Source organism: Pseudoalteromonas luteoviolacea CPMOR-1 (assembly GCF_001625685.1).
GTDB lineage: Bacteria > Pseudomonadota > Gammaproteobacteria > Enterobacterales > Alteromonadaceae > Pseudoalteromonas > Pseudoalteromonas luteoviolacea_K.
Map to the genome: position 1 here is coordinate 21151 of NZ_AUYC01000020.1, position 12729 is coordinate 33879.

At 42.8% G+C, this 12729-nt stretch carries 12 protein-coding genes; 9 read left to right on the plus strand and 3 right to left on the minus strand.

The genetic code is table 11. The features are described 5' to 3' along the window. Positions 1 to 26: 26 nt before the first annotated feature. Genes N473_RS07250 through N473_RS07260 form a run of 3 tightly spaced genes read right to left on the minus strand, consistent with a single transcriptional unit; the run spans position 27 to position 2188 of the window. Positions 27 to 1256, minus strand: coding sequence for an NAD(P)/FAD-dependent oxidoreductase (locus N473_RS07250; protein ID WP_063367334.1), 1230 nt, complete (start codon positions 1254 to 1256; stop codon positions 27 to 29). A gap of 10 nt (positions 1257 to 1266) precedes the next feature. Next, a complete protein-coding gene (locus N473_RS07255; RefSeq protein WP_231099535.1) occupies positions 1267 to 1590 on the minus strand; it encodes a 2Fe-2S iron-sulfur cluster-binding protein in 324 nt (107 codons plus the stop codon). Between the two features lie 7 nt (positions 1591 to 1597). Further along, complete coding sequence (locus N473_RS07260; RefSeq protein ID WP_063367335.1) at positions 1598 to 2188, minus strand: carboxymuconolactone decarboxylase family protein; 591 nt, start codon at positions 2186 to 2188, stop codon at positions 1598 to 1600. A gap of 285 nt (positions 2189 to 2473) precedes the next feature. Here N473_RS07260 and N473_RS07265 point away from each other — a divergent pair, with 285 nt between their 5' ends. The 9 genes from N473_RS07265 (at position 2474) to N473_RS07305 (ending at position 12558) form a co-directional block, all read left to right on the plus strand. Then, positions 2474 to 3550, plus strand: coding sequence for an alpha/beta fold hydrolase (locus tag N473_RS07265; RefSeq protein ID WP_063367336.1), 1077 nt, complete (start codon positions 2474 to 2476; stop codon positions 3548 to 3550). Beyond that, positions 3547 to 4767, plus strand: coding sequence for an NAD(P)/FAD-dependent oxidoreductase (locus N473_RS07270; protein WP_063367337.1), 1221 nt, complete (start codon positions 3547 to 3549; stop codon positions 4765 to 4767). The genes N473_RS07265 and N473_RS07270 overlap by 4 nt, the downstream gene beginning before the upstream one ends. Before the next feature lie 40 nt (positions 4768 to 4807). Continuing rightward, positions 4808 to 5950: an acyl-CoA dehydrogenase family protein gene (locus N473_RS07275; RefSeq protein WP_063367338.1), complete on the plus strand. Its 1143-nt coding sequence runs from the start codon at positions 4808 to 4810 to the stop codon at positions 5948 to 5950. Next, entirely contained in the window at positions 5947 to 7506 is a 1560-nt protein-coding gene (locus N473_RS07280) for an amino acid adenylation domain-containing protein (RefSeq protein WP_063367339.1), read from the plus strand. Before N473_RS07275 ends, N473_RS07280 begins: the two co-directional genes overlap by 4 nt. A gap of 110 nt (positions 7507 to 7616) precedes the next feature. After that, positions 7617 to 9164, plus strand: coding sequence for an NAD(P)-binding domain-containing protein (locus N473_RS07285; RefSeq protein ID WP_063367340.1), 1548 nt, complete (start codon positions 7617 to 7619; stop codon positions 9162 to 9164). Between the two features lie 18 nt (positions 9165 to 9182). Further along, positions 9183 to 9791: a chorismate--pyruvate lyase family protein gene (locus N473_RS07290; RefSeq protein ID WP_063367341.1), complete on the plus strand. Its 609-nt coding sequence runs from the start codon at positions 9183 to 9185 to the stop codon at positions 9789 to 9791. A 3-nt stretch (positions 9792 to 9794) separates the two neighbouring features. Continuing rightward, entirely contained in the window at positions 9795 to 11270 is a 1476-nt protein-coding gene (locus tag N473_RS07295; RefSeq protein ID WP_063367342.1) for a cytochrome P450, read from the plus strand. A gap of 607 nt (positions 11271 to 11877) precedes the next feature. Beyond that, a complete protein-coding gene (locus N473_RS07300) occupies positions 11878 to 12279 on the plus strand; it encodes a hypothetical protein (protein WP_063367343.1) in 402 nt (133 codons plus the stop codon). An 87-nt stretch (positions 12280 to 12366) separates the two neighbouring features. Then, complete coding sequence (locus N473_RS07305) at positions 12367 to 12558, plus strand: hypothetical protein (RefSeq protein WP_063367344.1); 192 nt, start codon at positions 12367 to 12369, stop codon at positions 12556 to 12558. Positions 12559 to 12729: the final 171 nt, after the last annotated feature.

Below are 12729 nucleotides of genomic sequence, written 5' to 3' on the forward strand. Positions count from 1 at the left end.
CGTTTTATGTGAGTCGGTTTGTCAAGTCAGCTTAATTGGGCTAACGCTTTAAATAGGTCAATATCTGTGTTACTTAACAGCGCTTTTGGTACATCGAGCTTGTTAGCAATGATTTTTTTGGCTGCCATAAATTCTTTTGCGCAGTTGATACAATCAGCTGCAATAATTTTGCCTTGCTTTAGATACCAAAGAGATAAGGCTTTATCGTCTTTTTGGCGTAAAACGGTTTCATCGTAGCCTTGATTTAGACCTGCAATTTGTATTTTGCAATCGAATTGATCTGACCAAAACCAAGGTACTGCTGTGACGGGTTTGTATTTGCCACAGATGGTCGCGGCGGCTGTTTTCGCCTGCTCCAGAGCATTAGGTACAGATTCAATGCGTGTTGCAAGGCCACTGTGGTGTTCGATGCCTATGGTGCAATCGCCCGCGGCATAAATGTTCATGTCAGTAGTTTGGCAAAGCTCGTTAATCACAATGCCGCCATGTTCGACTAATAATCCAGCTTCTTGTGCAAGCTCGGTGTTGGTTTGAGCACCTATGCCGACAACTACGATGTCTGCGGGAATAACCTTGTCCTCACACAGTACGGTGCTGACAGCGTCCTTGCCTTGAAATGCCACCACATTCGTCTGTGTAAAAATCTTAATGCCATTGCTTTTATGTAGATTGTGATAAAATGCGGAAATTCGCTTTGCCGTGACACGGGCAAGTAGCCGAGACTCGCGCTCAATGATGGTGACGTCATGGCCCATTTTTTTAAGTACAGCGGCGGTTTCTAAGCCAATGTAGCCACCGCCGACCATCACGATACGCTTCTTACTATTATTTACATCAATGGCAAGGGAGAGTTTTTCGATATCTTTTAAGGTTTTTATGTAAAAAATATTGTTTAACTGCGCCCCCATACAGTCCGCTGTCCTTGCGCGACTGCCGGTGCAAATGAGCAGCTTGTCATAGCTGAGATGTTCACCATTATGCAATTCGATACTTTGCTGCGTAGGCTCGATACGCTTTACTCGAGTTTTTAACCTGATTTCTATGTCGTCTTTCTGATACGCGCCTTGAGGGCGGATCAGTAGTTTTTCCGCAGTCACTTGGTTTTGTAAGTACGTTTTCGACAAGGGGGGGCGGTGATAGGGCAGGCTGTCTTCATCGGTCAGCAGTACGATTTGCCCCGTCCAGCCTTCTTTGCGTAAACTGGTGCATGCTTGTGCCCCTGCATGACCACCGCCGATAATGACACACCTTTGCATATCAAACTCCTTAATATTGTGATTCTGGCAAATGTACTTGCAAACCATGATGCTCATCAGAGACCAGTACTTGGCAGCTTAGTCTGCTCAAATCGGTGGGCTCAGAGACCATCTCTAACATGTCACTCTCACTACTGTCTGGTTCGGCAATTTTTCCTTGCCAATCAGTTGTTAAATAGCAGTGGCAAGTGGCACAGCTACCAGAACCTCCACACTCAGCTTCAATGCCCTCGACCATATTTTCCATGGCAGCTTGCATCAAAGATGTGCCATTTGGTACATCGACCTTGGTTTCGTTTCCTGCAAAATCTACAAATGTAATCTCAGGCATCATGTTGTCCTTATACGGTGAATTTAGTGATTTGATTGATCTCATCAAGAATGGCAGCGGGGTCTGCCTCTAATTGACTGTCCATCGCTGTATTCCAGCGATTTAAGAAGCCGCAGATAGCCACAACAGCAGCGATCTCAATGACTGCCTGTTCAGAGTAATACTGACCGAGTTCTTCATAATGCGACTTTTCCAAATGTGCAGGTGAAGTACTACAAGCAAAAGCAAATCGCAGCGCAGCACGCTCGGCTTGGTCATAAAGCACATTGGTTTCAAATTCAAAGGCTGCCAAGACCTTCGCTTTGTTGACATTGACTCGGCTGGCAATATGCGAAAAGTGTCCTTGGCAGTACTGACAGCCTGCGGCATTACTACTGATGGTTGCGATGGCCCATTTGAGTTCATTATCAATGTGTTCAAACTTGCTCAGGCAGCCAAATAGCTGGCCAAACGCCTGCGCAAGCATGGGGTTTTTCGCCATGGTAAGGATCCCGTTTGGAATAAATCCTAGGTTGTTCTCTATGGCTTGATAAATTGGCTCCAAATGCGGCGTCGACTCTCGATTGACTGGTTTAACCAAATGGTTATTACCCTGTTTCATATACCCTTGCTTCCTTCTTAGTGATAGTCCCAACAAGGTAATTTTTTTACACCACTGTGCCTATAGTCCGTTCGGACCAAAGGGATAGTCCACAGGAGCTATGTTCGAAAAACCATGATAGCGATAAAGTTTTTACAGACGAACGAGCAGGGCATACAGCACCCGTTCAAGGCCGATAGAGTCAAGTGCCTACAGAAAACGAGCCTGAGGATACGGATAAACATTGAGGTGTTTTGAGTGTTTGTTGCAGGTCAACAATATTGCCAGACTAGATAGGAAACTAGGATGATTGAAGAACTTATTGAATTTATAAATCAAGATTTATTAGAAGGGGCGGCGCCCGATCTGGATCAACATACACCGCTTTTGGAGCTTGGGATTTTAAACTCACTATCTATGGTCAGATTACTGGCACATGTTGATCAGCGCTACGGTGCGAAAATTCCTGAGCATGACATTACGCCTGTTCATTTTGAAAACATAGAAACCTTATGTGCATTAATCACAGCGTTAAGTTCAGAGGATAAAGCGCAAGCACAAGAAGCCACCTCTGAACTAGATCGTTTGGTTAAATTACAAGAAAGCTACGGTATCAAGAGTGAACTCGTTCCAGCGGGTAGCGGCTTCAAGCAGCATACTTTGCGTGTTAAAGGGGATGGCCCTCTTTGGATTTTATTGCCAGCACTTGGTAACCCTTCTACTTCTTGGTCATCCACACTGCGCTCTGTACAAGGGCGTCATAATGCGGTTGCGTTGGATTTAGCTGGGTTTGGTTTAAGCGAAAGTACCAACGATGCGCCCTCTTATGTGGACCACGTTGAATACACATTACAGTATTTGGAAACATTGGAAGAGCAAGAGTGGGTGCTAGTTGCAAATTCAGCAGGCAGCATGATCGCGACTGAAATTGCCAGACGTTATCCAGACAAAGTAAAAGCGTTGGTTTGTACTGGTTTTGGTTTAGTCGAAGATGTCGATAGCTGGTGGGGAGATCTGAAAAAAATGTCCGCCAATCCTGAGCAGTTCTTAGCGGCTGCTTATTATCATCCACCGAAGATGACGCCTGCGCTTGAAGATCTATTGAATGATGTTTTGTCACGTCCTGCGTACCACACCTTTTTAGATGATTATGCCAAAAAGTCGATGGCGTCGACCTTTGATAATGTCACGGTACCAACACTGTTTGTTGCGGGTAATCATGACCAAATCATTCCGCCTGAATGGAGTGAAAAAGCGGCCGAGCAACTTGAGAATGCCACGGTTACACGACTGTCTAGATGTGGTCACTTCTCAGCATCTGAGCGCCCTGAAGAGTTTGTTTGGGTTGTTGAAGATTTCTTAACTAAGGTGGATATGGCATGAGCGCATTTAAAAGTTACGACGTAGTCATTATTGGTAGCGGTCCAGCAGGCAGTCTTTGTGGTATTGAGTGTCGTAAAAAGGGTTTATCCGTATTATGTATCGAAAAAGATGAGTTTCCACGTTTTCACATCGGTGAATCACTAACCGGTAATGCGGGTCAGATCATAAGGGACTTGGGCCTTGCAGATGAAATGAATGCGGCAGGGTTTCCTGATAAACCTGGCGTAAATGTGATTGGCTCTCTATCTAAAAATGAGTTTTTCATTCCTATTCTTGCGCCTACATGGCAGGTGAGACGCAGTGACTTTGACAACATGTTAAAGCGTAAAGCCCTTGAGCATGGTGTGGAATATCAACAAGGCTTAGTAAAAGATGTTATTAAACATGAAGGTAAAGTCGTTGGTGCCATTTACAAAGCCGATGGTATGGAACATCAAGTGCGCTCCAAAGTACTGGTGGATGCCAGTGGTCAAAATACCTTTTTATCGAGAAAAGGCATTGCTGGTAAACGTGAAATTGAGTTCTTCTCACAGCAGATTGCTTCTTTTGCTCATTACAAGGGGGTTGAGCGTGATTTACCGCCATTTTCGACAAACACCACTATTTTATACTCGAAGCAGTATCACTGGTCATGGATCATCCCAATCTCACCAGATACAGACAGTTTAGGGATAGTGATCCCCAAAGATCTCTATTACAAAGAGTGTAAAAACCCAGACGATGCCATTGCGTGGGGGATGGAAAATATCAGCCCTGAGATCCGACGCCGCTTCCAAAATGCTGAGCGTGTTGGTGAGTCACAATCGATGGCTGACTTCTCTTACCGAATTGAACCTTTTGTGGGTGATGGTTGGTTGTGTATTGGGGATGCGCATCGCTTTTTAGACCCTATCTTTTCGTATGGCGTGTCATTTGCCATGAAAGAGGGGATCCGCGCAGCGGATGCGATTAAGCAAGCGATTGACGGCAATGATTGGAAAACCCCATTTTATGCTTATCGAGACTGGAGTAATGGTGGACAGCAAATCGCAGCTGACCTGATCCGTTACTTCTGGATTTATCCAATCTTTTTTGGCTACCAGATGCAAAATCCGGACTTGCGCGATGAAGTGATCCGTTTGCTTGGTGGCTGTTGCTTTGATTGTGAAGGCTGGAAGGCACCAACCATTTTTAGAAATGCCATCGAAGAGTACGACCGCAAGCAAATGGTCGGTTAGGAAAAGCATTGCGCTTTTCCTTCTAAGGGAAGGATTGATTATGAACTTTGAGTGGAATGAGGATCAGCTCGAGTTATTTGAGCATGCACTGAGCTTTGCCAAGGACTTAGATTTTTCTAAGTTGTCGCAAGGTGAGTTTCCGAAGGAAGCGTGGCGTGCTCTTGGCGAATTTGGTTATTTTGGATTACCAATAGATGCTAAATACTCACCAGCTGGTAGTGGCTTTGATATTTTAACAACTGTCAAAGTCTTAGAAGGTTTAGGTCAAGGATGTACGGACACGGGTATTTTATTTGCCGGTGCCGCACATACCTTTGCCTGTGCGATGCCCATTTATGAGCATGGTAGTGAGCAATTAAAGCAAAAGTTATTACCATTGCTTGCCAGTGGTGAGAAGATTGCGGCAAACGCGATATCGGAAGCTGAAGCTGGCTCTGATATTGGTAAGTTGACAACCAAAGCTTGGCGTGACGGTGATTATTACGTTATCAAAGGCGCTAAATCATATGTCACAAACGGCAGTGTCGCAGACTACTTTGTACTTTATGCGACAACAAACGAGAAGTTTGGTTATCTTGGTCAAACCGCGTTTGTTGTACCAGCAGACTTACCCGGTATTGATGTTGGTAACAGCTATAAAAAATTGGGCCTAAACTCAGCGCAACTTAATCAAGTATTCTTCGACGAAGTCAAAGTGCATAAAGACTACGTACTTGGAAGTGAAGGGCAAGGCGCACGTATTTTTGCTGCCTCCATGGATTGGGAACGCTGCTGTTTATTTGCCCTGTTCATTGGCGTGATGCAAAGAGACCTTGAGCGCTGTATTGATTATGCCAATACCCGTAAGCAAGGCGACAAAACAATCAGCAAATTTCAAGCTGTTTCACATCGTATTGCAGATATGGAAGTGCGCCTACAAAGCGCCAGACTACTGTTGTACTTTGCTGCTTGGCAAAAGTCACAGAATGTTGACAACACCAAAGCAGTGGCATCAAGTAAATTAGCCATCAGTGAAGCCTTTGTGCAATCTGGAATAGATTCTATCCGTGTGCATGGTGCGCTGGGGTATTTGCAAGAAAGCGGCGTGGATTCAAGCATTCGTGACGCACTTGGATCAGTTCTGTTTTCTGGCACCTCTGACATTCAACGTGAACTTATCTGCAATAGGTTGGGCCTGCTATGAACATACTCAGTGATGTTTTACTCAAAGGACTATGCGTTGGTGGCGATAGTGCATTGGCCGTTGCTGACAATAAAGAGTCATATAGCTATGGCGATTTATCTCTTGCGGTGACACAAATAGCCGTACTGTTGCAAAGCAAAGGCATCAGATCAGGGGATAGGGTGGGGATCTGGGCGGACAAGTCATGTCGTGCATTGGCTGCGATGTTGGCAGTGTCCAAACTTGGCGCCGTCTATGTGCCAATTGATCCCATGAACCCGATGGTTCGAGTTGACATTATCCGCAGCGATTGTGCCATGAAAGCTCTGTTCACGACTCAGGCCAAATTGGCGCAGTACCGTGAGACGCGCGCCGAGGGTTGCCATTTTATTGTTCTTGATAGTGAGGGTGAGCTGAGTGCTCAAGCGGCACAGGCGAGTGAGATCAATCAAGTAAGTCACTGGTGTGATGTGCTGGCGTGTCAGCCATCAAGATTGAAAAGTGATGTCGCGCCCGCTGGAGATGAATTAGCGTATATGTTGTATACCTCTGGGTCGACGGGCGTGCCAAAAGGCGTTCGGATCAGCCATACCAATGCCCTCGCATTTGTAAAATGGGTTATCGAGAAAATAAAACCCGTCGCCTCGGATAGATTTTCGAACCATGCACCTTGGCATTTTGATTTATCGGTCTTGGACATTTATGTGGCTTTGGCAAGTGGCGCCAGTGTGCATCTTGTATCCGAGCTAGATAGTTACGTCCCTCAGAAACTGGTTAATTTTATTGCTGAGCGTCAAATCACTATTTGGTATTCAGTACCAACTGCTTTGACCATGATGATGAATGCTGATGCACAGTTTGGGCAAAAATGTAAGCAGCTTCATACCATTATCTTTGCGGGTGAGGCGTTTGAGTTGAAGTCTCTTAAAACGTTACGTGCCCAGTTTCCTCTGAGTGATTTATTCAACTTTTATGGCCCCACAGAAACGAATGTCTGCAGTTATTACAAAGTACCAGACGTTGTGCCAGATGAGCTACCGATTGGATACGCGGCAAGTGGGGCGCGCATCAAAATCTGCGACCAAGATGGTCATGATGTAGCACTAGGGCAGCAGGGGTTTATCACTGTGATTGGTCCCACTGTATTTGATGGTTACTGGGGTAAAGACTTACGTCAAGAAAAGGCATACAACACCGGGGATATTGGTTACATCAATGAACTGGGTGAGCTTATGTATGTTGGTCGCCAAGATCATATGGTGAAAGTAAAGGGGTACCGAGTGCATCTTGGCGAAGTGGAACGAGCGCTTTATCAACACCAAGAAATCAAAGAGTGCTTAGTGGTGTTAGATGAGCAGAAAAACCTCGTTGCGCACGTGGCTACCGCTGGGATTAAGCCACCGTCATTGCTGACGTTAAAAATGCATTGTGCCAAACGATTGCCAAAATATATGTTGCCCGAGCAAATCGTGTATTGGGAAGCGCTTCCGCGCAATCGTAATGGCAAATTATCGCGTCGAAGCTTATCAGAAACCCGCCCACATCAAGCCAGTCATACGGCACAAAGTGGTGCGTAACCAGTTTACAGCAAAGTAAACATTAACCTCGAAGTTGCAAACAGCTCAGGCACTTGGCCTCAGTCATTATGGCAACGCAATGCAACTTCTTGCTATACACGGAGAGAATTATGAATAAAACCATAGCAGTGATAGGTGCTGGTTTATCTGGTATTGCCGCCGTCAAACAGTTAACCGATGGCGGTCATCAAGTAACTTGCTTTGAAAAAGCAGAAAGTTTTGGTGGGGTATTCGCAGATAAGAAAATCTACGACGACTTACACCTCACTATCTCGAATTATTTTATGGCGTACTCTGATTATGTACCCAATCATCAAAAACTAAAGTTTTGGTCTAAGAAAGAATATATCAACTACTTAGGTGAATACATCGCACGCTTTGATATTGCAAAGCATATTCACTATGACCATGAAGTATGCAGTGTTCAAAAACAGGGTGAAAAATGGCTGGTCACTTATAAAAGGGGCGATGAAGAGCAAACGAAAGAATTTGATATGGTTGCAGTATGCTCTGGGCATTTCCAAAAGCCTAAGCTCCCAGAGCTGCCTGGCTTGGATATGTATCAAGGAGAGGTTGAGCACTCTAATGATTATCGCGATAAGCATAAATACGCTGGTAAACGTGTTTTATGTGTCGGATTAGGTGAAAGTTCGGCGGATATCACCTCGGAAATTTCACAGGTGGCACGTAAGTGTATTTTGTCACTGCGTCGATACCCAGCGGTGGCTCCACGCTATATGGCGTTTCAAGAAGATCCTTATTTCACCATTGATACGTCTTGGTTAACGTCGCGTATTGTGAATAAGCTGCCGCATAAATATCACGGTGGGATCACCAAAGGAATTTTTAATAAATACGTCAATAGCCGTAACGATCATGTTCGCATTCGGGGTGAATGGCTAAAAAAATCTGGGCCTTCTCATTATCAAGCAGTCACTAAAAATGAGAGACTTTTCCGCCCGATAGCCGATGGTAAGGTTACCCCAAACATTGGTGGCATTGAGCGGTTTGAGAAAGATGCGGTGGTGTTTAAAGACGGTTCTCGTGAAGAAATTGATGCAGTTGTATTTTGTACTGGCTATCAACTGAGTTTTCCATTTTTAGATGTCAGCATTTCCAATATGCGCGATTTATATAAACAGATGTTTATACCTGAAATGGGCCATTCGTTGTCATTCATTGGTTTTGTTAGGCCTCAACAAGGTGGCATACCCGTCATCGCGGAGATGCAGTGTCGGTATTTATCAAAGTTGGCTAAAGGCGAGGCAAAATTGCCGACGCTATCTGAAATGCACGATGTCGTGAAGCATGACACTAAACATTGGCAAAAGGAATACAAGATAACCCCGCATGTCGCATCACTTGTGAATTACTGTCACTACATGGATTCAATGGCAAAGCTGGTGGGGTGCATGCCACAGATCCCAAGTTTATTTAAAGATCCATTGCTTCGAGTGAAATTGCTGCATAACCCGCAATTTGCAGCCCAATACCGTTTAGATGGGCCTAATAATATGACGCACACGGCTAGAGAGTTTTTGTTGAGTTTCCCCAATATTAGTTCTTGGCCAAGGATCGTTCACTTTGAATTGGCGCTTGGTGCACAAAAGCTCCTTTCTCGTCTGCGTTTAGACGGGTTACGTGAGATCAGTAAGTAATCAGTGCGAGGGAAGGACATGATCCGATTGTCAGACGAGTGCTTATGCAATTTAGATGAGCGTCTAAATACACAAGCCTACAACATAAACAACCTGAGTTATCTGCAAAGAATTATCCTAGGCACAGATGGCACGGTAACCCAGTTATTAGAGAGCATCGTTGGGGAGAAGATTGTTGTTGATAAGTTGCTAGAGGCGGATATCGCGGTATTACCTCATGAGGAAGAAATGCATTGCCAAAGAAGGGTGATCACCCTTAATGGGGGAAAAACGGGCTTGCCTTATTTGTATGCAGACTCATTGGTTTATCACGGCAATATGAATGTGAACTTTTCTCGTGCATTAACCCAAACACGCATTCCCATCGGTAAGGCATGGGAAAAGTTTCAAATTGAAACATATAAAACGCTACTTTCTTGGGGCTTTGAATACGCAAACGAGCTGTCTCAGCACTTTGCTATTGAACCTCATGATCTTGTCTTGTATCGCACGTATTTAGTGTATTCGCAAGGCAAGAAAATCTTTCGCATTACTGAGAAGTTTCCCCTTGCTTGGTATATGCAATCAGAGCAGTTCGACAACCAATTTGCGTCAGCAGAACTATCAACTTTAGTCAGTGGGATTTGACCAATGAAAAACACCGATACAGCAGAAGCTTTACCACAAAGCAAATTAAATATAGATGAGTTAACGCCAACAATTCCTCATATCACGTTTAATAGTGAGGATGGACAGACGTTTTTCTGGGGGGAGGACTTTCACCTTATTATTGAATCCTTATCTAAAAAATACGGCGACATTTATTCTGTGGAAACAGCCAAAGGGCCTATAGTGGCGCTCAATGGCTATCAATATATCCGGGAGGCGCTAGTGGCACAGAACGATGTGTTTAACGTGCGTGCAGATTACGAAATACTGCAAATCGCCCCACAAAAACATTTCCTAGAATTAGAGGCGGGTGAGCAATGGCAAGTGCATAGGAAAGTATTTGCAAATGCCATGCGCGAATATTTCTCTACGCGTTGGGATCAGATTGAAACTTGGATGACCACGGAGATCAATGACATTGCAGAAGTCTGGAAAGCACAAGGAGATATTGCGTTTGACCCAAATAGAGAAGTGTCGTTAAAACTTGCCAGCTTCTTACACAAAGTGATGTTTGATGACCGTTTTGGTGAGTTTGAAGTAAACATATTTGATGAGAAAAGTTTGAGTTGGTTGCCTAATGGCTTTATCAATAGTACTCGTCATGAGCTGATGCCACAGGACTTGCAAGAACAGTATTACGATCAATACGGTGATGCAATTGAAAAGTTTAGCTCTAATCTGAATGGGCTTGATCAGTATGTCTCATTCAATGTCAATCGACGCAAAGAGGATTATGTAGCAGGAGAATATCGCGATTTATGTGATTACTTATTTGCAGCAAATGCCAGTGTTGATGATGAAACTAAGGCAGGCCTTAATATTGGTGAAAAGGAAATTGTTGTTGGTTCATTGACTCAGGTTGCTGGCGCTGGTGGCGGTGTAGGCGCGTTTGCGATGCGTTGGGCACTACTTTATTTGGCTGCATATCCGGAATATCAAGCGCGGGTACAAAAAGAACTAGATGAAGTAGTAGGGCGTGATGAGGTGCCATTAAATAAGCACAAAGCAGATTTACCTTATACACAAGCTTTTATTGCTGAAGTTCTGCGCCATTGTTCTATCACATCAATGCCGGCTGCCAATTATGCAACCAGCAAGGATACTTTGTTGGATGGTTATTTTATTCCTGAAGGTACACCGTTAGTGATTAATAACTACAGTATTACGCGTGATGAAACATTGTGGGAAAACCCAGATGAGTTTGTACCTGAACGCTTTTTAGATGATAACGGTGAGTTGAGTAAAAAGCAGCAAGGTAAGGCATTTCCATTTGGGTTAGGCCAGCGACGTTGTTTAGGGGAGCATTTTGGAAAGTATATTATCCATACTTTGTTTGCGCAGTTGGCCCATAAGTTTACCTTTTCAATACCTGAGGGAAAAAAGGCGAACTTAAAAGCGATTTCAGGGGTGTTTTTAGTGCCAGAAGAAGTAGAGATAAGAGCTAAAGCAAGAATTTAAAAGTACAGTACTTATATTTATTCTCTCTGATTTTATAAGCAGAGAGAATAAATTAATTCCTATAATATATTAATTTTTTATTAGGTTGGGCTTTACATGTGTTTTTGGTTGTGACAGAGTTGTTTTGTTGAATTTAGTATTTCAAATTATATGTATTTATTTGTAACTTAATTCAATGTTGTAGAGGCGGTTTTATTGCTAATTAAAACTAAAATATTAAAAAAGTAAGAGTTAAAGGAATTATAATGAAACTTAATTTTAAAAAATCAAAGCTAAAGACCCTTTAAAACGACAAAACTGCTTTACCGACTCAAGCAACACGCGGTATTGCAGGCGGTGGAAGATGGATTTCATACTATAATGAATGCGATCGACCAACATCAACAGGCTGTTTGTCAAATGATCCTAACGACACAAACTGTACAACGAATACTTGTGCATAATTATTATCCGTGATTTATAGGTCAGTATGTGCTGGCCTTATTGCCCCTTACCAATTTATTTTTATTAACCTGAAATAATTTATATTATTGCACTGTTATGTTTTTTGATCTTGTACTTTTATTTTAGCAACAAGTTGGGTTTTTAGTATTGTAATCGATGTGATGTGATTTCAAATTTTGGATTTTATAATGACTCGTTTTTTCTCTTTTATATTTGTTTTTTCATATTTTTTTCTATTTCTCAAGCACACAGCGCTGATAAATGGCTCGTAGATGTTAAAGTTGCTGAGTTAAATGCTGGTTATAAAGAAGGTTATTTATTAGTATCGTTTAAAACAGCGTCTGGGACGACTGTTTTCACAAACCCCAAATCTTGTACTAGAACAAGTGGGAGTAGTTTTATTGTTGATCCTAATAACGCTAATGTAGATTATATCTACTCAATGCTACTAGCCGCAAAAGCAGCGGATCAATCTGTTAGTGTTGCGGTCGATGCAAATCACTGTGGAACGAGTGGCTTTGAGTATGGATATAGTCGACCTTCTATTGCCCGCACTAAGATGTAAGATACTTAGGGTTTAGAATTAATTTCGTTATTTTTAACTAAAATTAAATATCAAGATTTACATTAATTGCTATAAAGCGGTGTAAATATGAAGACTTTTACAATAAGCAGGCTTAACACTCCTTATGGCATTTTTAAAGTATCTGGATTTTATGATTATAATGAAAGTATACAAATAACGAAGTTAGAGGTTATGGGAACTGATGGTTGGGTTTTGTGTAACGAAAATTTTGATGCCAAGCAAGAGCTTATTCTGATAGTAAAGAATTTTTTAGCGTAGAAAAGTTAATTGAACTATCTGTATGATAATGGGTGTAAGCTTAGTTAGTGATTTAGGTTGTCACAAAAATAGTGCTTACTGCGTATCATAGATTGCTTTTGTAAGAGCGCACTTGCTACTTTTTTTGCTCTTTACCTTCACTAATAAAGCAGCAGAAAAGTAGCAAGGCTT